Source organism: Arthrobacter sp. D3-16 (assembly GCF_054408515.1).
Genome location: NZ_CP096437.1, coordinates 4,267,386 through 4,289,782, shown reverse-complemented (window position 1 = coordinate 4,289,782; position 22,397 = coordinate 4,267,386). Strand labels below are relative to the sequence as shown.

The 22,397-nt window shown below is 60.9% G+C and carries 18 protein-coding genes; 8 read left to right on the top strand and 10 right to left on the bottom strand.

Annotated elements, in window-relative coordinates; all coding sequences use genetic code 11:
* Positions 1 to 27 precede the first annotated feature (27 nt).
* From M1D32_RS20010 to dnaA, 5 genes are all read right to left on the bottom strand, one after another.
* The gene (locus M1D32_RS20010) at positions 28 to 603 is read right to left on the bottom strand and encodes a DUF721 domain-containing protein (protein ID WP_458780331.1); all 576 of its coding nucleotides are present in this window, start codon (positions 601 to 603) and stop codon (positions 28 to 30) included.
* Positions 596 to 1,798 carry a DNA replication/repair protein RecF gene (gene recF / locus M1D32_RS20005; protein ID WP_458782244.1) on the bottom strand — a complete coding sequence of 401 codons (1,203 nt, stop codon included), beginning with the start codon at positions 1,796 to 1,798 and terminating at the stop codon, positions 596 to 598. Before recF ends, M1D32_RS20010 begins: the two co-directional genes overlap by 8 nt.
* A gap of 45 nt (positions 1,799 to 1,843) precedes the next feature.
* Positions 1,844 to 2,728, bottom strand: coding sequence for a phosphogluconate dehydrogenase (NAD(+)-dependent, decarboxylating) (gene gnd / locus M1D32_RS20000; protein WP_458780330.1), 885 nt, complete (start codon positions 2,726 to 2,728; stop codon positions 1,844 to 1,846).
* Between the two features lie 183 nt (positions 2,729 to 2,911).
* Entirely contained in the window at positions 2,912 to 4,036 is a 1,125-nt protein-coding gene (gene dnaN / locus M1D32_RS19995; protein ID WP_458780329.1) for a DNA polymerase III subunit beta, read from the bottom strand.
* Between the two features lie 526 nt (positions 4,037 to 4,562).
* Positions 4,563 to 5,984, bottom strand: coding sequence for a chromosomal replication initiator protein DnaA (gene dnaA / locus M1D32_RS19990; protein ID WP_163164975.1), 1,422 nt, complete (start codon positions 5,982 to 5,984; stop codon positions 4,563 to 4,565).
* A 468-nt stretch (positions 5,985 to 6,452) separates the two neighbouring features.
* Here dnaA and rpmH point away from each other — a divergent pair, with 468 nt between their 5' ends.
* The 8 genes from rpmH (at position 6,453) to M1D32_RS19950 (ending at position 12,199) form a co-directional block, all read left to right on the top strand.
* Positions 6,453 to 6,590: a 50S ribosomal protein L34 gene (gene rpmH, locus M1D32_RS19985; RefSeq protein WP_003800212.1), complete on the top strand. Its 138-nt coding sequence runs from the start codon at positions 6,453 to 6,455 to the stop codon at positions 6,588 to 6,590.
* Positions 6,591 to 6,629: 39 nt separating this feature from the next.
* A complete protein-coding gene (rnpA, locus tag M1D32_RS19980) occupies positions 6,630 to 7,040 on the top strand; it encodes a ribonuclease P protein component (protein ID WP_163164977.1) in 411 nt (136 codons plus the stop codon).
* On the top strand, positions 7,033 to 7,428 hold the full coding sequence (gene yidD / locus M1D32_RS19975) for a membrane protein insertion efficiency factor YidD (RefSeq protein WP_458780328.1): 396 nt from the start codon (positions 7,033 to 7,035) through the stop codon (positions 7,426 to 7,428). The genes rnpA and yidD overlap by 8 nt, the downstream gene beginning before the upstream one ends.
* 15 nt (positions 7,429 to 7,443) lie before the next feature.
* A complete protein-coding gene (gene yidC / locus M1D32_RS19970; protein WP_458780327.1) occupies positions 7,444 to 8,418 on the top strand; it encodes a membrane protein insertase YidC in 975 nt (324 codons plus the stop codon).
* Entirely contained in the window at positions 8,418 to 8,984 is a 567-nt protein-coding gene (locus M1D32_RS19965) for a Jag family protein (protein WP_458780326.1), read from the top strand. Before yidC ends, M1D32_RS19965 begins: the two co-directional genes overlap by 1 nt.
* 21 nt (positions 8,985 to 9,005) lie before the next feature.
* On the top strand, positions 9,006 to 9,656 hold the full coding sequence (gene rsmG / locus M1D32_RS19960; protein WP_458780325.1) for a 16S rRNA (guanine(527)-N(7))-methyltransferase RsmG: 651 nt from the start codon (positions 9,006 to 9,008) through the stop codon (positions 9,654 to 9,656).
* A gap of 89 nt (positions 9,657 to 9,745) precedes the next feature.
* The gene (locus tag M1D32_RS19955; RefSeq protein WP_458780324.1) at positions 9,746 to 10,813 is read left to right on the top strand and encodes a ParA family protein; all 1,068 of its coding nucleotides are present in this window, start codon (positions 9,746 to 9,748) and stop codon (positions 10,811 to 10,813) included.
* Positions 10,814 to 10,879: 66 nt separating this feature from the next.
* The gene (locus tag M1D32_RS19950; protein ID WP_458780323.1) at positions 10,880 to 12,199 is read left to right on the top strand and encodes a ParB/RepB/Spo0J family partition protein; all 1,320 of its coding nucleotides are present in this window, start codon (positions 10,880 to 10,882) and stop codon (positions 12,197 to 12,199) included.
* Here M1D32_RS19950 and M1D32_RS19945 read toward each other — a convergent pair whose 3' ends face one another.
* The 5 genes from M1D32_RS19945 to murJ all read right to left on the bottom strand — a co-directional run bounded on the left by M1D32_RS19945 (position 12,200) and on the right by murJ (position 22,365).
* Entirely contained in the window at positions 12,200 to 12,520 is a 321-nt protein-coding gene (locus tag M1D32_RS19945; RefSeq protein ID WP_458780322.1) for a hypothetical protein, read from the bottom strand.
* Positions 12,521 to 16,814: 4,294 nt separating this feature from the next.
* A complete protein-coding gene (gene trxA, locus M1D32_RS19940; protein WP_104043843.1) occupies positions 16,815 to 17,141 on the bottom strand; it encodes a thioredoxin in 327 nt (108 codons plus the stop codon).
* 33 nt (positions 17,142 to 17,174) lie between these two features.
* Positions 17,175 to 18,131: a thioredoxin-disulfide reductase gene (trxB, locus tag M1D32_RS19935; RefSeq protein WP_458780321.1), complete on the bottom strand. Its 957-nt coding sequence runs from the start codon at positions 18,129 to 18,131 to the stop codon at positions 17,175 to 17,177.
* A 241-nt stretch (positions 18,132 to 18,372) separates the two neighbouring features.
* Entirely contained in the window at positions 18,373 to 19,950 is a 1,578-nt protein-coding gene (locus M1D32_RS19930) for an ABC transporter substrate-binding protein (protein ID WP_458780320.1), read from the bottom strand.
* A 168-nt stretch (positions 19,951 to 20,118) separates the two neighbouring features.
* A complete protein-coding gene (gene murJ / locus M1D32_RS19925) occupies positions 20,119 to 22,365 on the bottom strand; it encodes a murein biosynthesis integral membrane protein MurJ (RefSeq protein ID WP_458780319.1) in 2,247 nt (748 codons plus the stop codon).
* Between the last annotated feature and the right edge of the window lie 32 nt (positions 22,366 to 22,397).

Here is a 22,397-nt window from a genome sequence, read left to right as displayed (position 1 = left end):
AAAGCCTCTTCGGGAATCGACGGCGGCTTACCCGTAAGTGTCCCGGGGGCCCCGGCCGTTGACGGACCTGCCGCCCTTGCGCCAGCTGGGCGCGGAGGGCCCGAGGACCTGGATGCTGGTGACCACTCCATCACCTAGCTCCACCCGGAATTTCTCCAGCAGGCTCATGCTGAGGAGCCGCAATTGTGTGGCCCAGGCGGTTGAATCGCACCGGACGTGCAAGGTGGTGCCCGTGAAGCTTTCCGGCGTGCAGTGGGCGGAGATTTCCGGTCCCACCAGAGTGGCCCACTCTGCCATGACAGACCCGACTGCCACCGGAGAAGTCCAGCCGCGTTCGGCCACCAGTCGGCCCACTACTTTGCCGAGGCCGAGCGGATCGCGGCCGGTGGCGTGGAATTGGCTGAATCCACGGGTGTCGCGGATACCCTTTTTGGCCTTTTGGGACCCGGGGCGTGGTGCGGCCCGGCGGATCTCGCCGCGCGCTGCGGCGGCCTCCCGCATCCTGTTCAGTGCAGCTTGGGGTGCGTCGATGTTGTCCGGGGTGCGGCCGTCGGCATCACGGCGCTGGGATTTGCCACCGGCGCCTTCGTCATCCCTATTCATCGATACCTCCCGCGATGACCTTCACCCGCCGTCCCGACAGCTCTTCCGGTATATCGGCGTCGACGGCGGCGGTCACCAGGACCTGTTCCGCACCCGAGACTATTGCCGCCAGTTTACGCCTGCGCTGGACGTCGAGCTCGGCAAAAACGTCGTCAAGGATCAGGATGGGGGCCGAGCCGCCGGTTCTGGCATCGTCCAGCATCACATAGTATGAGGCGAGCCGCAGCGCCAGGCACATGGACCACGTTTCTCCGTGGGAGGCATACCCCTTGGCCGGTGCCTGGCCCAGGACCAGCTCCAGTTCATCCCGGTGCGGGCCCACCAGGGAAATACCCCGTTCCAGTTCTTTTTTGCGCGCTTCGGCGAAGGCGCGCACGTACCGTTCCGTTAGTTGATCCACGGTCAGCTGGCGCAGGTCCTCTCCATCTGCCGAAGTACCTCCGGCACTTCTGCCGGCAGCGCGCACCACGGGGGCGCCGTCGTCGTCCAACTGGTTCTGAAGGGTGGAGCGGTAGACGGCGTCAGCAGGCTTTGACCCGTCAGTCAGCTCAGCGTAAGCACGGGCCAAGTGCGGGCGCAGCCGCTCCACCAGTTCAAGCCGCGCGTACAGCAGCTCGGCGCCGGCCCTGGCCATGTGCTGGTCCCACACATCCAGCGTTGCCTCATGGGCGGAGGTGAATTTCCCGGCGCGGGCGGACTTCAGCAGCGCGTTGCGTTGTTTTAGCACCCGGTCGTAATCGCTGCGCGTGGCCGCGTGGTGCGGAATGAGGCTGGCCAGCAGCTCATCGAGGAAGCGGCGCCGGTGTGACGGGTCCCCCTTGACCAGTGCCAGGTCTTCCGGGGCAAAGAGCACTGTCTGGCAGATGCCCAGCAGATCGCGGGCCCGGACCGGATTACTGCGGTTGATGCGTCCGCGGTTCGCACGCCCTGCGTTGATTTCCAGCTCCAGGACGGTGATCTGTCCCCCGCGGACCAACCTGGCCCGGACCAGTGCGCGGTCAGTTCCGAAGCGCAAGAGCGGTCCGTCGGAGCTGACGCGGTGGGAGCTCATGGTGGCCAGGTAACCGATGGCCTCCATAAGGTTGGTCTTGCCGATGCCGTTGTAGCCCACCAGAACCGTGACACCCGGGCCCAGGGCAAGGTCGACCTGCGCGTAACTGCGGAAGTCAGTCAGGGAGAGGTGTTCTAGGTACACGCGGTTTTCGGCCATTCTGGGAACCTCGCAGGTTCCCGGTGGAGGCTACTTGGCGGGACGGGTTGCGTGTCCGCCGAATTGGTGCCGCAGTGCGGACACCATCTTCATCGCCGGGGAACTGTCTTCACGGGATTCGAAGCGCGCGAACAGCGCGGCCGTGATGGCCGGGGCAGGAATCGCATTGGCAATGGCTTCTTCCACGGTCCACCTGCCCTCGCCCGAGTCCTCGACGTAATCGTCGATGTTCTGCAGGCCCGGGTCCTCATCGAGGGCCTTGACCAGCAGGTCCAGCAGCCACGAGCGGACCACCGTGCCCTTTTGCCAGGCCCGGAAAGTGCCTGGGAGATCGGTGATGATGTCCTTGGAAGCCAGGAGCTGGTACCCCTCGGCGTAGGCCTGCATCAGGCCGTATTCAATGCCGTTGTGCACCATTTTGGCGTAGTGGCCCGCACCGATGCCGCCCACATGGACAAAGCTGTCCTCGCGTTCCCCCTCCGGGCGCAGGGCGTCAAATACCGGAAGGGCACGCTCGATGTCGGCTGCATCGCCGCCGGCCATGAGCCCGTAACCGTTCTGCAGGCCCCACACACCGCCGGATACTCCGCAGTCCGCGAAGCGGATGCCCTTGGCGGCCAGGAGTTCACCATGTTTCTGGTCTTCTGTAAAGCGGGAGTTGCCGCCGTCGATGACGAGGTCGCCCTCGTCAAGCTTCTCGCTGAGCTCCCTGATGACGGCGTCCGTGATGTCACCGGCCGGAACCATCACCCAAATCAGCCGCGGGCTCGGAACTGCGGCCAGGAGTTCATCGATGGAGCCGGCGTCGGTGACCTCCGGGTTGCGGTCATAGCCGGTGACATCCACACCGCCCTTGCGCAGGCGTTCGCGCATGTTGAATCCCATTTTGCCAAGGCCGATCAGTCCAATGTGCATAGTGTGGGTTCTCTTTCTGCATTGGGTGTCGGTTGTCATTTAGGGCCCAGAATGACAATAAATGTCTGGGCCCACGCCGCCAGGGGTCCCTGGCCGTGGAGCCCCATCGGCGAGGGGCCCCTGCCCGAGCTTGCGAAGGCTGGGAGCCGATGGGGACTTGCGAGGCGAGGCTGGCGGTGGGGACTAGTTGGGAAGGCGGACCGGCATCACGAGGTAACGGTAGTCGTCCTGGTCCTCGCCGTCGGCATCAGCCTGGGCGGTGATCATGGCCGGCTTTGGTGCCGTGGTGAAGGAGAAGCGAACGAATTTGGTTTCAATCACGCTCAGGCCCTCCACCAGGTAATGGGGATTGAACGCCACCGTGATGTCGTCACCGGAGAGCTGGGCTTCCAGCTCTTCGGAGGCCTGGGCATCTTCGCCGGTACCCGCGTCAAGGTTCAAAAGGCCCTGGGTGAAGGCCAGGCGGACGGGGGTGTTGCGTTCTGCCACCAGCGATACGCGGCGTACTGCCTCAACCAGTTCCTGGGTCTGCACTGTGGCATGGATCGGGGTTGAATCCGGGAAAAGTGAGCGGATCTTCGGGTAATCCCCGTCCACCAGCAGCGAGGTGGTAGTGCGGCCACCGCTCTCAAAGCCGATCAGGCGGCTGTCGTCATCGGAGAGTGCAAGGTGGATGTCGCCGCTGTTGCCGAGGGTCTTGGCAACCTCGTTCAGCGTTTTTGCCTTGACCAGGGCGCTGGTGGAGATTCCGGGAGTGACCGGCTTCCACGGAACTTCACGCATCGCAAGGCGGTAGCGGTCTGTGGCGAGGAGCGTGATGAGGTCATCTTCGATCTCCATCCGAACGCCGGTGAGGATGGGCAGGGTGTCATCTTTGCTGGCAGCAATGATCACCTGGGAAACGGCCTGGGCAAACGAGTCGCCGGGAACCGTTCCGCTGACGGCCGGCAGGGCCGGAAGCGGCGGGTACTCGGCTTCAGGCATGGTGGCCAGGTGGAAGCTGCTTCGGCGGCAGGTCAGCGTGACTTTGTTGCCATCGGTTTCGACGTCGACAGGAGCCGAGGGGAGGCTGCGGCAGATGTCCGCGAGGAGGCGTCCGGATACCAGGATGGTGCCTTCGTCCCGGATGTCAGCCGCGATTTCGAGACGTGCGGAGGTCTCGTAATCAAAGCTCGAAAGGCTGACAGTACCTGCTTCAGCCTTCAAAAGGAGGCCGGAGAGGACGGGAACAGGCGGCCGCGGAGACAACGAGCGGGCTGTCCAGGTGACGGCTTCTGCCAGGACGTCCCGATCGACTCTGAACTTCACGGAAGGGTGCCGCCTTTCATTGCTGCTGCGATGGTGTTCGACGAAACTTCCCGCAGGAAGTCCCAAAAGGAGTTGCCCCTGCACCTGAACCTGCATGGTCCGTGCTGCCGGGGACCATGCAGAAACCCAAGGATGGGAGCGCTGCTGACAGCTTAGCCGGAAGATCAGCGATTAACCCATCCCCAGCCGACACTGCCCAGTCCCCTTTGGGCCGCGGGCCCCTTCGTGTGGTGCTGGGGATCGAACTTGTTATTTGAGGGACTTCGAATTTTTGGGATTAGTAGTGTTAATAACTGCTGTGGAAACTGTGGATAACTGCCTCCGCCCGCACCATCCAGCGGTTAAGCCCTGTTCATGGACTGTGGGCGGAGCAGGTTTTAAACAGGGTGTGGATGGGGACAACATTTTTCCCGGTTTTCGGAATCCACAGGCGGCTTAAGGGTTTTAAGCCCATTAACCGCGGTTGTCCCCTTAAGTATCCACAGGCTTATCCACATGCACCTGTTAATAAGGTATAGATGCGCCGCTAGGAATCGCGCTGCTGCTGCTTGATCCGGTTGGTCAGCTCTGTCACCTGGTTGTAGATCACACGGCGCTCGGCCATCAGCTCGCGGATTTTGCGGTCAGCGTGGATCACCGTGGTGTGGTCGCGGCCGCCGAGTTCCTGGCCGATCTTGGGAAGGGACATGTCTGTCAGCTCCCGGCACAGGTACATGGCGATCTGGCGTGCGGTGACAAGGGTCCTGGTGCGGGACTTGCTGCAAAGCTCTTCCATGCTGAGCTTGAAGTAGTCGGCAGTCTGCGTGAGGATCTGGCTCGACGTGATTTCCTGAGCGCCGTCGTCGGTGATGAGGTCCTTGAGGACCATCTCGGCGAGGGCAACGTCTACGGGCTGCCGGTTGAGGCTGGCGAAGGCAGTAACCCTGATCAGGGCACCTTCAAGTTCACGGATGTTGCTCGAAATCTTGGACGCGATGTACTCCAGGGCATCATCGGGCGCGGACAGGCCTTCGCTGAGGGCCTTCTTTCGGAGGATGGCAATTCGGGTCTCGAGCTCCGGCGGCTGGATGTCCGTCAGCAGGCCCCACTCGAACCGGGACTTCATGCGGTCTTCGAAACCGGCGAGCAGCTTGGGCGGCTGGTCAGAGGTGATGACCACCTGCTTGTTGTTGTTGTGCAGCGAATTGAACGTGTGGAAGAACTCCTCCAGCGTCCGGTCCTTGCCGGCCAGGAACTGAATGTCATCGATCAGCAGGACGTCCACGTTGCGGTACGTGGTTTTGAAACTGGCACCCTCGTCGTCGCGGATGGAGTTGATGAAGTCGTTGGTGAATTCTTCCGAATTGACGTAGCGGACACGGATCCCGCTGTACAGCCGCCGGGCATAGTGACCGATTGCGTGCAGCAGGTGGGTCTTGCCCAGTCCTGAGTCGCCATAGATGAACAGCGGGTTGTAGGCCTTGGCCGGCGCTTCAGCCACCGCGACTGCGGCTGCATGGGCGAAGCGGTTGGAGGAACCGATCACGAAGGTGTCGAAGACGTACTTGGGGTTCAGCCGGCCGAACTCATGGGACGTGCTGGGCAGCATGGGCTGCGGCTTCTGCTCGATGAGCTGGTCCGGCGAGAAGGAAGGTTCGACGACGGGTTCGGGCTCTTCGTGGACAGGCACCAGATCGGTGTCCACGTCGATGGCACAGCGGATGTCTTCGGAGAACACGTTGTGCAGCGCATCGTCCAGCGCGTCCTTCACCTGGGTCTGCAGCACTTCCCGGGTGAGCTCATTGGGAACGGCAACCAAGAGGGTAGAGCCGATCAGGCCCTGCGCCTGGGCGAGGATGACAAAGCCACGCTGCCGCGGTGTGACGCGGTGGTCCTGCTCCAGCAGGGTGACAACCCGCCGCCAGGAACTTCCGACAGTATTGGCGTGGTTGGCTTCGTCTACTGTCATCAATCGGTTCCCTCAAAACTTGCTTTGCCTGCATTGCCTGCAGCCGCAAGTCATGAACCAGGATGGGTTCAGCTTCATCCACAGGGTTATGCACAGCACGTGGATAATCGGCTACTGGGCCACTCTAGGGGATGAAAAGCCTAGAAGATAGCTGGCAAGTAGCTTGTGGATAATTACACGGCTGTTGTTCTGAAAACCGCTCTGTGAGCCACTTCATCCACAGGCTGGGAGGGCCACTTGGCCACAGTTGTGGATAGCACCTGCACACTGCTCCGGTTTGACTCAAGGGCTTAAATTGCCCTAACGTTGTGAAGTCCTTTGTGTCCGCTTTTTGGCCCCATCTGAATCTCCCAGACGCAATGCGTTTGGGCAGCCGGGGGAAGCGTGCATATACAAAACTTAGCGTCGGCCAGTTCTTCCCCTTTACTGATCGGGTGGGCGCACCTTTGATCCACTGGAGTAACTAACGTGAGCAAGCGGACTTTTCAGCCGAATAACCGCCGTCGAGCCAAGAAGCACGGCTTCCGCCTTCGTATGCGTACCCGTGCCGGCCGCGCTATCCTGGCAGCCCGTCGTGGCAAGGGCCGTACCGAGCTGTCGGCCTAAATACTGACTCGTCGGTAGACATTTCTTTGCGAGTTTAAGGTGCTGGCCACCCGCAACCGTTTGAGGACTGCAACCGATTTTTCAACAACTGTACGTTCCGGTGTCCGCAATGGACGCCGGAACGTAGTGTTATATACGGCAGCCATTGCTGCTGACGAACCCAGCCGGATCGGGTTCATCGTTTCCAAGGGTGTCGGGAACGCTGTGGTCAGGAACCTCGTTAAGAGGAGACTGAGAGAAGCAGGTGCTGCCTCGCTGCGCGAGTACGGTACCGGGTTTGCCATAGTGGTCCGGGCGCTTCCTGCGTCCGCGTCCGCAAGCTGGGATCAGCTGTTGTCGGATTACAACGCCGCCTTGGCAGCGACCATGACCCGGCTGGCCGGCCGCCCTTCACGGGCTGCTGCTAACGGTTCGGCCGGTACAACACAGGAGGGGACACCGCGTGCGTAACGCCACCGCCGTCGTCGTCACCTATTTCCGTCCTGTTGCTGCCGCTGCCGGGAGATTCCTCTGGAACCTGCCCCGGAATATCCTCATTCTTCTTTTGAAGGCCTACCGCAAGGTGATCTCTCCCTTGTACGGCCAGGTCTGCCGATTTTTTCCTTCATGCTCGGCCTATGCGCTTGAAGCGATTACCGTCCATGGTGCCGTCAAGGGGAGCTGGCTTGCCCTCCGCCGTCTCGGCCGCTGCCATCCATGGAATGCCGGTGGTGTGGACCATGTCCCCGCCGGCCGCCGGGAATGGCCTGTCAGCCAAACCCCCACAATTGTTGTGCTGAACAACCCGGACAAGTACCTGGCTGCTCGGACTGATGGAGAAGGCCGCACTGCGGCCTGACGAATAGGGATAAGTATGGACTTCTTTGAAACAATCATGTTTCCGTTCAAGTGGCTTGTGTCCATCATCATGGTGGGCTTCCATGAGGGCCTGAGCACCATTGGCATGCCGGAGGCCTCAGGCTGGACGTGGACTCTGTCCATCATCGGCCTGGTGCTCGTGATCCGTGCCGCCCTTATCCCTGTGTTTGTGAAGCAGATCAAAGCCCAGCGAGGCATGCAGCTGCTCCAGCCCGACCTGAAGAAGCTCCAGGACAAGTACAAGGGCAAGACCGACCAGCTGTCCCGCCAGGCCATGGCGCAGGAACAGATGGCCATGTACAAGAAGCACGGGACCAACCCGTTCTCTGCATGCCTCCCTATGCTGATCCAGATGCCGTTCTTCTTTGCGCTGTTCACCGTGCTCTCGGGCATCTCAACTGCGAGCCGTGAGGGCGAAGGCATCGGTGCCATGAGCCACGAGCAGGTGGTGCAGTTCGATGACTCCACCATCTTCGGCGCCACGCTGTCTGCGTCGCTGCTGCACGGCGGCGACGGAAACCAGACCGCAGTATGGATCCTTTCCATCCTGATGATCCTTGCCATGACTGCCTCGCAGTTCATCACGCAGAAGCAGATCATGGCAAAGAACATGTCTGAAGAAGCCATGGCCAGCCCGTTCATGCGCCAGCAGAAGATGATGCTCTACATCCTGCCCATCGTCTTCGGTGTTGGCGGGATCAACTTCCCCATCGGTGTCCTGATCTACTGGACCACCACCAACCTCTGGACCATGGGCCAGCAGTTCTTCGTCATCCGCCGCATGCCCACGCCGGGGTCCCCCGCAGCCAAGGCCCTCGCCGAGCGCCGTGCCGCCAAGGGCCTCCCGGCCCTCTCGATCCTGAGTGGTAAGAAGGACGAGGATGCCGACGCTGCTGCCGCCGCCGCAGCCGTCGCCCAGGCCAAGGGACAGCGCATTCAGCCACAACGCAAGAACAGGAAGAAGAAGTAATGTCAGCCGAGAGTACCGAACACGCCCTTTCCGAAGAGATCATCGACGATCAGGACGAGTCCGCTGCCCAGGACGTCTCCGCCCCCAAGGCCTCCTCAGCCAGCCGGCTGGAGGAAGAAGGGGACGTTGCTGCGGATTACCTCGAGGAACTGCTGGACATCGCGGACATCGACGGCGACATAGACATTGAGGTCCGCAACGGGCGCACCTACATCTCCATCGTTACCGAGGAAGAATCCGATAGCCTGGACAACCTCGTAGGCGAAGACGGCGAAGTCCTGGAAGCCCTGCAGGAACTGGCCCGGCTCTCCGTCCTGTCTGCAACCGAAAACCGCTCCCGACTGGTGCTGGATATCAACGGCTACCGGCAGGAACGTACTGGCCACCTGCAGAAGATTGCCGAGGATGCAGCGGCCGCTGTGAAGAAGACCGGCCAAGCTGTAGCCCTCGAACCGATGAGTGCCTACGAGCGGAAAATTGTTCACGATGCGGTTGCTGACTTGGGCCTGGTGAGCGAGTCCGAGGGCGAAGGCGCCGGACGCCATATTGTTGTATCCGCAGACTAGAGAAGTGCGGATCTGCTAATCATGGTTGACATCACGGCGGCTGAGCTTCTGGCAGCTGAAAAGATTTTTGGCGACCGCCTGGACCTCGCAAAACGCTATGTGGAGCACCTCGCCACCTCCGGGACTGAGCGGGGGCTTATCGGCCCTCGTGAGATCCCCCGTCTGTGGGGACGGCACGTCCTCAACTGTGCCGTCATCGAAAGTGAGATCGCCCAGGGAAGTCACGTTGCCGACGTCGGCAGCGGCGCCGGGCTGCCGGGTCTTTGCCTCGCGATCGCACGTCCTGATCTCGAACTCACCCTGATCGAACCGTTGGAGCGCAGGGTGATCTGGCTCCAGGAAGTGGTTGATGACCTGGGCCTGGACAATGTCACGGTGATGAGGACCAGGGCTGAACTTGCAGTTGGCCATGTGGAAGCCGACGTCGTGACGGCACGGGCAGTATCTGCTCTGAGTAACCTCGCCGGCCTCACCATCCCCCTCTTGGGCGGCCGCGGAGAAGTGGTGGCTATCAAGGGGCGCAGCGCCGCTGAGGAAATCGAGAAGGCCGCGAAGGTCATCCGCAAATTGGGGGGCGTCCAGACCTCTGTCATCACCGTTGGTGACAACTTGCTGGAAGAGCCCACCACCGTAGTACGCATCGTTGTAAACAAGTCCCAAAAGAAGGCCTAGGGTAGGCCCGGCGGCCACAGTCTGCCGGGGTAAGCAGTTAGGCTAGTCAACGGCAGCAAAATTAGCTGAACGAGAGTGAGTGTGCCCCAGTGACCAGTAGCGAAGCCTCCACGCAACGGATACCGCCGTTCGTGTCATTGGGGTCCGCACGTTCTCTCGCTGGTGCTGCTTCAGCTGCCTCCGGTTTCTTGGGAAATCAACCGCGGTCGGTAGCAAGCAAGTCCCCCGTCCTGGTTTCACGTGAAACAACTTCTTCAGGTAGGGCCAACATCATTGATGCAATTGATGATTCCAGTCCTATCGCCCGGGAACTGGCCCACGAGACCCGCCGACGTGAACGCCTTGTTGGCCGGCAGTTGCCGCGCCCCGAGAAGACGCGCGTCTTTACGGTGTCCAACCAAAAAGGTGGCGTAGGTAAGACCACCACAACGGTGAACATTGCTGCCGCGCTAGCCGCTGCCGGTCTGAATGTCCTGGTAATAGACATCGACCCCCAAGGCAACGCGTCCACAGCGTTGGGCATTGAGCACCATGCAGATGTGGACAGCATCTATGACGTCCTGATCAACGACGTTCCCCTCGCCGATGTGGTCGCGCCCTGCCCTGACATCAACAACCTCATCTGCGCACCGGCCACCATCCATCTTGCGGGTGCGGAAATCGAACTGGTGTCACTCGTGGCGCGCGAACAGCGATTACGGCGGGCCATCGATGTCTACGCAAAGACACGGGAGAAGCAGGGCGAGCAACGCCTGGACTATATCTTCATTGACTGCCCGCCAAGCCTTGGCCTCCTGACGGTCAATGCGTTCTGCGCAGCGGGTGAAGTCCTGATTCCCATTCAGTGTGAGTACTACGCCCTGGAGGGGCTAAGCCAGCTCCTCAAAAACATTGAGATGATCCAGAAGCACCTCAATGCCGACCTCGTGGTCTCCACCATCCTTCTGACGATGTACGACGGCCGGACCAACCTTGCCGCCCAGGTCGCAGCCGAGGTGCGCCAACATTTCCCCGAACAAGTACTGTCTGCGGTTGTGCCGCGCTCGGTTCGTATATCTGAGGCGCCGAGCTACCAACAAACAGTGATGACCTACGACCCCTCATCCAGTGGGGCTCTTTCCTACCTGGAAGCCGCTGCTGAAATAGCAGAACGCTAAAATCTTCAAGAACTGCAACAACTGGAGTCCGGCGCGTCCGGGTTCTACCACTGGAGGGATTTACCCATGAGCGAGAAGCGAAGGGGCTTAGGCCGCGGTCTTGGCGCGTTGATTCCGAGTTCCGCCGGTGCGAATGGGGCGGGCAACGGTGCGGCTGTTTCGCGTCCCGTCGATCTCTTTTTTCCCGAGGGGCGCAGGAAAACGGTAGAGCCGGAGGTCTTTTCCGATACTTCAGTGCCAGAGGAATCAGCTCCGTCGTCCAAAGCTGGCAGCAAGCCAGCGGCTGCGAAGGATTCTGCGACCAAATCTTCCAGCAGTCCTTCGAATAAGCCGGCCGAATCGAAATCATCTGCGCGGGCAACGGAGGCTGCCCCCACATCCAATAACTCAGGCAGCAGTTCCGCAACGAAGGCCGCTGGCAGCGCCAAGAAGCCGGGCACCCCTGCCGCCCCGGCGAACACCGCGTCTGTGGACTCCGCCAGCGACAAGGCCGCGGAAAAGTCAGACGTCGGGGTTGATGACTCCATGGATTCGGTGGGAACAGACTCAGGCGTAGAGCTGGTGCCGGTCCCTGGTGTCCGGTTCGCCGAAATCCGCGTTTCCGATATTCATCCCAACCGCAAACAGCCGCGAGCCGTCTTCGATGAGGACGACATGGCGGAGCTTGTGCACTCGGTTCGTGAAATTGGCGTCCTCCAGCCAATTGTGGTGCGTAACTCAACCGAAGAAGGTGGAGAACCGTTCGAGCTCGTCATGGGCGAACGGCGCTGGCGTGCGGTCCAGGCGGCCGGCATGGAAACGATCCCCGCTATCGTACGGGATACCACCGACGACGACCTCCTTCGGGACGCGCTGCTGGAAAACCTTCACCGGAGCCAGCTGAATCCTTTGGAAGAAGCCGCGGCCTATCAGCAGTTGCTCGAAGACTTCGGTACCACCCATGAACAGTTGGCCGACCGCATCGGCCGCTCGCGTCCGCAGGTTTCCAACACCCTTCGGCTCCTGAAGCTGCCCCCGCTGGTTCAGCGGCGCGTGGCGGCAGGTGTGCTCTCCGCAGGCCACGCACGTGCACTTCTGGCGCTTCCCGATGCAGCAGCCATGGAACGTCTCGCCCAGCGGATTGTGGCGGAAGGAATGTCCGTACGCGCCACGGAAGAAGCCGTGGCAATGTATCAGGACCCGGCTAAGCCGGCGAAGAACAATATCCCCCGTCCCGGCGCCCGGCACGAGCGCCTTGACTACCTGGCGTCATCGCTCTCCGACCGCCTCGACACGAACGTGAAGATCTCACTGGGTGTCCGCAAGGGCCGCGTGAGTATTGAATTTGCCAGCGTCGAGGATCTCAACCGAATCATGGATGTCCTTGCACCTGGGGCGGACAACTAATCATTCCTGGCAGGGCGCTGGTTTTGCTGCCTTTTCAGCGCTGTCCCCTGCATTGGATGTAGTTTCCCTCAGAAGACCAGTAAGCCTTGTGCTTTTGCTGGCTGGAATTGTTGGTACCGGTATTCCTGACGCCAGCAGGGCCGCATAACCAGGCAGAGTGACCTCTATCGATGCAACCAGTTGTTGTCGAATGGAGAACCTGTCCGGGCAGGCAACAGTTCGCGCCACTGATGGTGCAACGGCAATCTGAGCAGCGTAGCGTTTAGACCGCCCTTCCTCGGTCTGCTGTTTCACGTGAAACTCTCGCTCGACGGTCTGCATCCATCCTTGCGGTTGCCACGGTGGCGCCTGAACTGGCGGGAAGGACACCTCGTCGCCCTCTATTTCAGCCCTTCACAGGTCTTAGGGTTGAGAGGAGGCTGTCTCGCACCATTCGCCGCAACTACCCGGAAATCTGGACAGTTTCCGCGGTCCCGGTCCATGGAAACGGGAAATCCAGTACCACCACCAAAGCTCTTTTCCTGCCGCCCGCGTTTTTCGATAAAATCCTCTCGCGGGCTGTCGCGACACCCTGGAAAGTGAAGCCCATACTATTCCTCCGGGACGGTTGCAGGGGGATGTATGGCGCCACAGCGTTTCACGTGAAACTTTACGAGTGCGGTTGCTTTGATTTGGGGCGCCTTACGGCCTGCAGCCAAAAGGCGGACGAGTCTTCTGGAAACGCTCGAGGCCCATACTGCGGTGCCTCTGCGCGGCATGTTCGCAGCGCTGCTGTGGGACTGTAGTAACAGCATTGGGTCTGCCACTTCGGCGTTCCTGTCCTGGCGTTTAAATGGGCACCGTCCACGGGCTAGGAATGACTGCGTGATGGAAGCAGTTTCGAGGGCCGCTACGGATCGTCCCGGCTTTCCAACTCCTGCGGCCTTTGCTGAAGGAGTAGCGTCGGGGCACGCGTGACAGTCGGATGGACGTCGATGGTGGCTGAAGAAGCGCCCGGATTCACCCGTGTGGCCATCCTCTCTAGCTGGGACCTGCGGACTGTCCCCTACTAGCATTCCTCGCTAGTTTTCATTTAGGATCACGCGCAGCCGGCCACGTGATTGCGTGTTTCCTGCCTTATAAAGCGCCGTTTCCAGAGCCTCCGGTTTGTCGAAGAGGGAGATGGGGATGTCAGCTGCTATCTTCCAGCAGCCGGATAGAGGGTAAATAGCGGCGAGAAAGCTATTGGTGCCTTTCCCCTCTCATGTCGTTCCTGGTATCCCTCTCTCCAGTTCAATGATGGGCATGCAGGACTGAGCCTTCGTCGTCACTGCCTCTTACGTGTCGAGCACCTTGTCGCTCGGCATGCCTACTTTCGTCGGCTTGCAATGCCCATGTGCTCGGGCAAGCACCTAGGCTGTTGTTCCACGTGAAACAGTGCCCCGCCTCGAGGAGGCCCGTGCGAGCGCGATGATTCATCGGTTTGCTGGTTGCCTAGGTGGCATCATCCTGTAGACTTCGTGGCGCTGCTGCCCTTATCAACGGCTAGGCCAACAGCAGTTAGAGCTTTCGGTCGGTAAGTTGCGCGGAGGCTGGTAGTTGTGGCTCGCTCCGTACGGAGGGGAAGCAACGCTATGGGGCTCTCGATCTTCGCTAGTAAATCGAGGTAGCTTCTTTAGACCTATCTCCCGGCCACAGCTCAAAGGTGCTTTGGCCCCAGGTGCTAGGTTTTGGGCGGTGCGGGCGGCGCGGACATTGCACAGCTACTATCGTGGCGGCTACCGCGGCGAGGTCAGAGTGCCGACCGGTGCTCGTAACGGTGTGACATGCGTAGTGGCCGAAGTAGTGGCAAGCGCAGTGCCCCTGCGGTGCCGGCGGAACATAGGGAAAGGTATTGCGACGGTCGAAGTGGGAATTTGCATCAGCCTGTACCAGGCTCCTAAGCGACCTGCACGGGTGATGCGTTCTTCATCACCATGACCCAGACCGAGCTTGGTGGACCGCTTCGGCCGGTGGATATAGCTGTGGATAACGATGTGGAAAAATCGCTCTTCAATTGTGGATGACCGCGGGAGCATGCCGGGAGGAACCAGTGACGCGGCGTTGCGGCCGCGTCGTCCTTGGCACTACGGCTAGACGGGTTTCACGTGAAACAGACGAACCATTTCCCAGCCACGAAAGGCAGGTGCCCCACCGTACGGCGATCAACCACCGACGGTGAATTTTCGGTGTTGTAAGCGCGTCCTCGTCCTAAAACTGCTGTGATTTCTTGAGGGCGCCCGCCTCGTATCAGCTAAAGTTCCGGCGCTGTAGCTGTCAGGACACGCTGGATAACAAGGAGGTGGCGTTGGAGCGGACGATAGTGCTGTGGATAACACTGGGGAAAACTACAGGAAGCGGCTGTGGAAAACTATGGGGATAACAACAGGTTGGGCCTCACGAAGAGGGGACTGTAGCCGCTTGTTGCCCGGCCATGTCACCACTTTTCTTGACGCCGACAACTACTGGACTTAGGAAAGGAGCGGGCTTTACTAGGGCTCTCGCCGTGCGGGTATACCAATAGGGCGGACCCCTGCTCCTCGGTTCACCCCTGGATGGCGTATGCGTTCCATGAGGACTGCGTCAGCCGCTCCGCGGCGGTCCTAGCTACGAGTGCGGGCTTCCCACCTGCCCACCTTACAGAGCACGGTAACAGGCCCGGCAAGGAGTCCAGCCGCACTTGGAACCCTTGGCCGAAGTTTCCGACAATAGTACGACGGATGTAACATCGCTTGGCAGGGCCTCGCAATACACGGGCCCAAGAGCAAGCGGTGCGACCAGGGATGGCACAGTATTCCTCAGCAACCCGCGACCTGCCTGGATTGTATTGACCTAGCAGCCGCTTAGGACACTGGATTCCCCGTGTCGGCATTGCCACTTCACGCAATGGGGGCGCGGGAACTATGCCAGCATCGAGGTGCGTACCGCTGTCCGCTGCGCCCCTGTATTTTCATTCCGCAACTGCAGCCTGCGCTTGGCGAACTCCATTCGCAATACTGCAGCAACTTGAGAGACCGGAGGTACGTTGTCCCGCCGAAATTCAGCGGATGTTTCACGTGAAACGTAAAGTGCGACGCAAAGCCGTCATTGCAGTGGAATCGTCAGGAGAGGGACTAGTAGGGTCCCGGTGGCTCGTAGGTTAGCTGGGCGATTGGTGCCGTGGTGAGACACGGAAGTGCGAATAGACGTTGAAAGATAATCGGCCCGGACTAGGGCAAGCCCACCAGTGGCGTCTAGTCGCTGACGCCCTAGTCGTGTGTACGTGTTTCACGTGAAACACCTACACGTTCACTACATCCTGCCCTGGTTCGTAGTCGGTCGCCTCGACCATTCGTGAGAGTCTCGGAGCGCGACCACGAAAGCAGATGGTGGGTTGCTCCAGCGGCTGTACGTGCCTCCATAAGCAGTGACGAAAGCCGGCCACCTCAGCGCGATCACTGGTTGCGCTTGGTCAAGTAGGACCTCCGCAGTACCTTGTGCCCCTAGTTCGACCAGTGCCGGTTTGTCTGCCGACCAGTGATTAAATTGAATGGTACGGGTGCACGCGCCCATAAGTGGACTGCCCTACACATGTGACGGACATCAATGCACACGGGCGGTGTTTGGCTTTTTTTCACCTGAAGTTTGACCTACGCACGGACTCCAACCTGGGCCACCAAATCCCGTTTCCTCTGGCGCGTGACGGTCGCCGTCCCGCGAGTATGTAGCTTCGGTCACCCAGAAGCTGGGGAGAACTTGGGCTTGTCCACATCGTCAGGGCCTCGATGTACTTCGAATGTCCTCTTTGTCCCGGGGTGTCCGTGAACATCCTCGTACCTCGTCTAGAGCTAGTTAGACTTGCGTTCGTGTCAGCGGAGCGAACATTCGCTTCAGGAGCGGAAAGTCGTTGATCGGGGCCGGCCAACTCTTGGCACCTGCCGCGAGTGCTCAACAGCTACTTAGCGTGCATGCACTCGCGCTTCTACAGACGGGTTCATGGGTGCCGACTTGTTCGGCGCGGCGTGTCCCTAAATTTTTCCGTGGCTCGTGTAGGAATACCGCCCCACTCCCGGCCTCCCCCAGCATGGAATCCATGTTTGAGCGACCGGTCCCTCTGTTTTTCACGTGAAACACTGCCGGATCAAGGGCAGGATGAGGATTGTGCGGACTCTCTTCAGATGAAGCAGTTCCATGCGTAGTTCCCGTGGCAAAGCTTCCCTACGTCGTGGTCCGGGAAATGGCAGGAATCCTCAGTAAAGGAGAAACCTGGGGTAGGCGATGATACCAACCTTGAGCATTCACCGGCAGACGCCCGCCGGTTGCCCTGCTTCGGCTGGCCAAAATTCATTAGCTGACCGGCCGGCCTTCAGCGTGGCGGCGCGGTGTTTCACGTGAAACATAAAAACAGCAGAACCAGCCTCGTGCTCCTGCGTCACAAGCACCATTAGCTAAGCCGGTGGTGCCAATTTGGTCCGTTGTGTTAGTGCTGATGCGAACAAACGTGCCCTGCAGCTGAACCATCACCTTGCTAGGTGTCCGAAGGCCAAAAGAATGTGGCCACCGCTAAAGGCGGTGGCCACATATGTTCTTGGCGGGCAGTAACCCGGGTCCGAACGACCTAGGAAAGGACGTCTGCGAATTCCTTCTCGAAGAACTGCTTCGGCTTGGCACCGATCACAGTACTCTTCACTTCCCCGCCCTGGAACAGGTAGACAGCAGGAATCGAGGTAATGCCGTATTCTGCAGCAATTCCCGGGTTGTCATCCACGTTCAGCTTCACAACGTCGACCTTTTCGCTGTACTCAACGGAGATCTCGTCAAGAATCGGGCCGAGCTTGCGGCAAGGCCCACACCATTCAGCCCAAAAATCCACGATTACCGGCTTATCCGAGGACAAAACGTCCGTACCGAAGCTGGCGTCTGTTACGTCTTTTGCATTGCTCATAGTTTTATCTCTCTCTTCGTAGCGCTTACGGACTTAGGCAGGCAGGTCTGCGAGGTAGTGCTCCACGTCAATTGCGGCTACACATCCGGAACCGGATGCTGTAATCGCTTGACGGTAGGTGGGATCAATGACGTCGCCAGCGGCGAAGACGCCTGGCAGGCTGGTCTTGGAACTCCGCCCTTCGACGGCGATGGTTCCCTCCGGTGTCAGCTCCAGGACCCCTTTGACGAGATCAGTCCGGGGGTCGTTGCCGATGGCGACGAACACGCCTGTGACCGCCAAATCTGAAACGGTTCCGTCAAGAAGGTTTTTCAACTTCAAACCTGTGACCTTTTGGTCGCCAACTACGTCGTCCACGGTGCTGTTCCAAATGAAGTTGATTTTGTCGTGGGCCAGTGCGCGGTCGGCCATAATTTTCGAGGCTTTGAGCGTATCGCGGCGGTGCACAACCGTTACAGATTTCGCAAACTTGGTGAGGAACAATGCCTCTTCCATCGCGGAATCTCCCCCGCCAATGACGGCAATGTCCTGGTCCTTGAAGAAGAAACCATCGCAGGTTGCACACCAGCTGACACCGTGCCCTGAAAGCCGCTTCTCATTCGGCAGGCCGAGTTCACGGTAGGCGGATCCTGTGGAGAGGATCACTGCCTTTGCCTGGAAGGTTTCGCCGGTGGCGATGGTGACTGCCTTGAGAGGTCCTTCAAGCTGGAGCGACGTAACGTCCTCGAACTGAATTTCAGTGCCGAAGCGTGCTGCCTGCTTCTCGAAGCTCTCCATCAGGTCCGGACCCATGATGCCTTCCGGGAACCCCGGGTAGTTCTCGACATCGGTGGTGTTCATCAGTTCACCGCCGGCAGTGACAGAACCTGCCAGCAACAGGGGCTTGAGGTTGGCACGGGCAGTATAGACAGCTGCCGTGTAACCAGCCGGGCCGGAGCCGACGATGATGACATCACGTACTTCTGACGTGGTGTTTTCTGTGATGGTCACTGAACGGTGAACCTCTTCCTTATTTGACGCGCCCCGCTTTGGAGGCCGGCCACATGGCACAACTGATACTGCAGGCTGAATATTCCGAGCCCAGGGCACGGCGGATTACCGCGGACAGCAGTAAGCGAACTCCGCGAGACGCTCTCCCCAGATTACCGTCCATCGGCAAGCCGGAGCACCCTGGTGCATCTACGCAAACAACCCACGGGTTCTGCAGAACTGAAGCACAGAGGCAGCGCGGCTACTGGACGTTGATCTCCGCCAACCGGAGGCCGTAGCCATAGCGCGTCTTCGGCGCAGCCAGCCGGGGAAGGGAATTAATGGAGACAATCACGTACTCGGCCTGTGCGGGCTCCGCGAGGGGCATCTTCAAATCAGTTGACGTAAAGCTGTTTGTCCCCACTGCCTTCGCGCCGTCCAAGGACGGCCGGTCATTCGTGTAGACCGTGATGTTTCCACCCGAACCGCCCAGCTGTGACAGCGTCACCGAAGAAACTGTTGCGCGGTTCTCAAGCTTCACCACCAGCGGTACGCCCTGGGCGGCCAGGCCGCCCCAGTTTTCGGTGGCGAATTCCATGTCCGACCAGTAGCTGGCTGCGTTACCGTCGTAGGCCTTGACGAGGTCACCGTCAAAGGTGGCGGCAAAATCGAAGGTACCCTGACGGCTGACGCTTTCGATGGCCGGCGGGACGGCAGGCGGAGCCGTGGGGGGTGCCGGCGTTGGCGCCGCGGAGGCTGCCGGAGCGTCATTGTTGGTGACAGGAGCTGACGGGTTGGCCTGCGGCGTAGAAAAAAGACTGCCAAGGTTGGTCACGGCGAAGACAAGCCCGGCAATCAGAACGACGGCGAGCAGTCCGCCCACCAGCCAACGCATCGACCGCGGTTCACGTGCCGGTGCATCCCGGTCGTCGTCGTCATAGTCGTCCTGCCCGGCATAGGACGGGCCGGCTGGGGAGGCACCGGCGGCAGCGGCGGCTGCCGGGCGCGTAACCACGGGGGACTTCTGCTTGGCCGGCTTTTCATCTTCAACAGGAGAGTCTTCGTACCGGTCATGCTCTCCGGCGCTGGCGTAATCACTCTCGGACCAGAGGGACACCTTCGGCTTCCCAGTCCCGGCCGCGTCCGGCTGTGTCCTCGAGTGGGAGTCGAGGCTGCCAGTTGCCGGATCTTCAGCGGGCCGCGTCGATGGGCCCGCGGGGCGTGCTGAAGCCTGGGCTGCCGCAGCACCAGCCGCAGCTCCGGCTGCGCCGCCAAGAGCTGTTCCGCCCATCGGGGACGCGCCGGAGGGCTTACGGCCGGCAGGTGCATTCATCGGCCGGACGGGAGGCTTTGGTGACATTGCGGGTGCAGCACGGTACGGATCAACCTGGCTGGGGTGCGTATCACCGTAGTTGATGTAACCGGCGTCCACGTGGTCTTCGTCGTCGTAGGGCTCCGGCTCACGGGAGCGGGGCTGCCCAAAGATTTCGCTTCCAAGAGTGTCCGTGAAGAACGGCTCCACATAGGGAGGGTTGGACGCCACGACAAGATCCAGAAGGTCCGCGGCGGACGTGTGGTTGGTGATGAGGTAGGTTGCTGCCTCGGTCACGCCGAGGTCCAGAACCTGAACTGTGCCGGGGCGTTCACCGGTAGCAACCTCACGCGCGCTCTGGGCAACCTGCTCTGTGTTCTCTGGTCCGGCAACCAGGATGCTGACAGGGCGGTTAAGCACCTGGTCCACACCATCCAGCACCAGATCGTGGTCGTGCGAGGCCAATACAGTGGCTGTGACCTTGTAACGGCCGCCCAGTACTGATCCGACATCGATCGGGTTGGACACGTGTTCCTCCTAGACTGTCCGGTATTGCCGGCATGGGATGACGCAACCACCGTTCAAGGGGCGGCCGGGGAGGCTGACCCTTGAATGCAACTACCCCTGTTTCCTTCCGATCCTAGCCGATTCCGCCTCACGCACCGTGGACGAAGACAGCGGCAGACCGCGTGAACGTTACTTTTTCCGGGGCCGTCGGGGCTTGAAATGGGGGTTCTCCCCGGCCTTACCTTGGAAGGTCCGGCGCCCCGGAAGCGGGATCTGGTCGCGCAGCAGTCCACCGCGTGCAGTGCTGGGCTGGTCCTCGCCGGGGAGGTAGGTGCCGTCGGCACCGGAGCGGGCGCCGCCGTCGGCCGGTTCCCGGCGCCCTCCCTCGTGCTCAGGAACTGGACCGGCGCGGAAGGAGACGGCGTCGAACTCTCCTGAGATGCGCGGGATCAGCCCGGTATCCACCGAGGTGGTGGCCCGCTCGGGTGCCTGGCGACGCCGGTCATCCGTAGGTGCATCGGATGGCGCGTCCGACGGCGGGGTCCCGTCTTCCGCAGCAGGCTCAGCCGTCCTGCCGCGCCCCAGCCTCCCCAGGAGGGGACGGAGCAGGTCGCTTAGTTCAGAGACGCGGAACAGTTTGAGCAGGAAGAAGTAGGCCACCAGCATGATGGGACCCACCACGATGACTGTCACGAGCGCGGTCAGCCGGTCGCGCCAGGCAAACCCGTCAGGGCTGTAGCTGCCCATCAGCCACAGGGCTCCTGCGCCCGTAATGGCAGAGCCCAGTGCCGCATAGCCCATCCGGATGTACGAGTTGGCAATCCGCGCACCGTCCAAGTGACCCAGGAGGCGCCGCAGGAAGAAAGCACTGATCACCACGGAGAGAATGTTGCCCACCATGTAAAGCACTGCGATGGCGTAGATGATCTGGTTCACGGGCAGGAACTGGATGGCAAACGCTCCCGCCACGTAGACCACCGCCAGCAGCAGCTGGACGTAGAACGGCGTGCGGGCATCCTCATTTGCGTAGAAGACCCGGGACATCATGAAATTGGCGCTCATGAACGGCGTGCTGAGCGCGAGGATGGTCAACGTCTGGGCCAGCATCACGCCGTCCTGGCGCAGGCCGCCCGAAAAGAACATTCCCAGCGGACCCGCAAGGGCAAAGAGGGCCAATGCACCGAAAACGGTGGCCACGGCCATGGTCCGGAGGCCATGTGAAAGGGCGTCGCGCAGTTCCGCGCGGTTGCCGTCCTGCGACGCGCGGGTCATACGGTTGAAGAGGACCGTGGCAAGGGACAGGGCAATGATGGAGTGCGGCAGCAGATACAGCTGGCTGGCCACTTCCAGGACGGCGTTGCCGGGCAGCATGCCCGCCGCAGGGTCGCCGGCCTGCTGGAGCCGGATACGCTCCGCGCCGGGAATGGTGGCAATACGCATGACGTACAGGAAGGCGAGTTGCCCGACGGCGGCAGTCAGCAGGGTCCAGACGCTCAGCTTGGCTGCCTGGCCCAGCCCCACTCCCCGCCAGCCGAACCGGGGCCGGAGCCCCAGTTTCAGGCGGATCACGGGAATCATCAGGATGGCAGTCTGCGACACCACACCGATGGTTGAGAACCCGGCCACCAGCAGGGTCTGGGTGTCTCCCCAGTTGTCCAGGGAGTGTGGGTTCGCTTCGTTGGCGCCGAAGATCCAGATGAACATCCCCAGGCCGGCAATGGCCACCAGGTTGTTGAGGATGGGCGCCCACATGGCAGGCCCAAAAGCGCCGTTGGCGTTAAGGACCTGTGTGAGGAGGGCGTAGAGGCCGTAAAAGAAGATTTGCGGCAGGCACCAGAAGGCGAAGGCCACGGCCAACGCTTTTTGCTGCGGGGAGTATCCCTGGGTAGTGAGTTCGATGACCCAGGGCGCTGCCAGCGTCACCAGGGCCGTCAGTCCCAGCAGAAGCAGGACAGCCAGCGTCAGCAGCCGGCTGATGTAGTCCGCTCCCCTGTCCGGAGCCTTGCTGGCCTTGATGATCTGCGGCACGAGCACGGCGTTGAACACCCCGCCGGCCACCAGCAGGAAGATCAGGTTAGGCAGGTTGTTGGCGTTGATGAACGTGTCATTGACCGTGGAACCGAGGCCCAGGGCCGTACCCAGCATCCAGGTCTTGCCGAACCCCAGAAAACGCGAAACGAGGGTTCCGGCGGCCATGATGGCGCTGGACCTGGTTTCGCTTGCCTGTTCAGCACCGGCTTGTCCGCCGTCCAAGGGAGACCCGTCCACCGGGCCACTCAGGTGGGCGGTTTCCGCGGGGGCACTGTCCTGGGTCGCGCTGTCCAGGGGTGCTGCGGCCTGGGGCGCACCATCCAGGGGTGCACGGTCGGCAGGTACGCCGTCTGGAGGGCCACCGGCCCGGCCGGCTTGATCGGAAGGAAAATTGGAAGCTGACATCGACTTCATCGTCTCACCCGCAGGCGCGTATC

Excerpts from the sequence above, each read along its gene's own strand:
- M1D32_RS20010 (WP_458780331.1), bottom strand. The coding sequence starts at position 603 with ATGAATAGGGATGACGAAGGCGCCGGTGGCAAATCCCAGCGCCGTGAT.
- gnd (WP_458780330.1), bottom strand. The coding sequence starts at position 2,728 with ATGCACATTGGACTGATCGGCCTTGGCAAAATGGGATTCAACATGCGC.
- dnaA (WP_163164975.1), bottom strand. The coding sequence starts at position 5,984 with ATGACAGTAGACGAAGCCAACCACGCCAATACTGTCGGAAGTTCCTGG.
- yidC (WP_458780327.1), top strand. The coding sequence starts at position 7,444 with ATGGACTTCTTTGAAACAATCATGTTTCCGTTCAAGTGGCTTGTGTCC.
- M1D32_RS19965 (WP_458780326.1), top strand. The coding sequence starts at position 8,418 with ATGTCAGCCGAGAGTACCGAACACGCCCTTTCCGAAGAGATCATCGAC.
- rsmG (WP_458780325.1), top strand. The coding sequence starts at position 9,006 with ATGGTTGACATCACGGCGGCTGAGCTTCTGGCAGCTGAAAAGATTTTT.
- M1D32_RS19950 (WP_458780323.1), top strand. The coding sequence starts at position 10,880 with ATGAGCGAGAAGCGAAGGGGCTTAGGCCGCGGTCTTGGCGCGTTGATT.
- M1D32_RS19945 (WP_458780322.1), bottom strand. The coding sequence starts at position 12,520 with ATGCAGACCGTCGAGCGAGAGTTTCACGTGAAACAGCAGACCGAGGAA.
- trxA (WP_104043843.1), bottom strand. The coding sequence starts at position 17,141 with ATGAGCAATGCAAAAGACGTAACAGACGCCAGCTTCGGTACGGACGTT.
- murJ (WP_458780319.1), bottom strand. The coding sequence starts at position 22,365 with ATGTCAGCTTCCAATTTTCCTTCCGATCAAGCCGGCCGGGCCGGTGGC.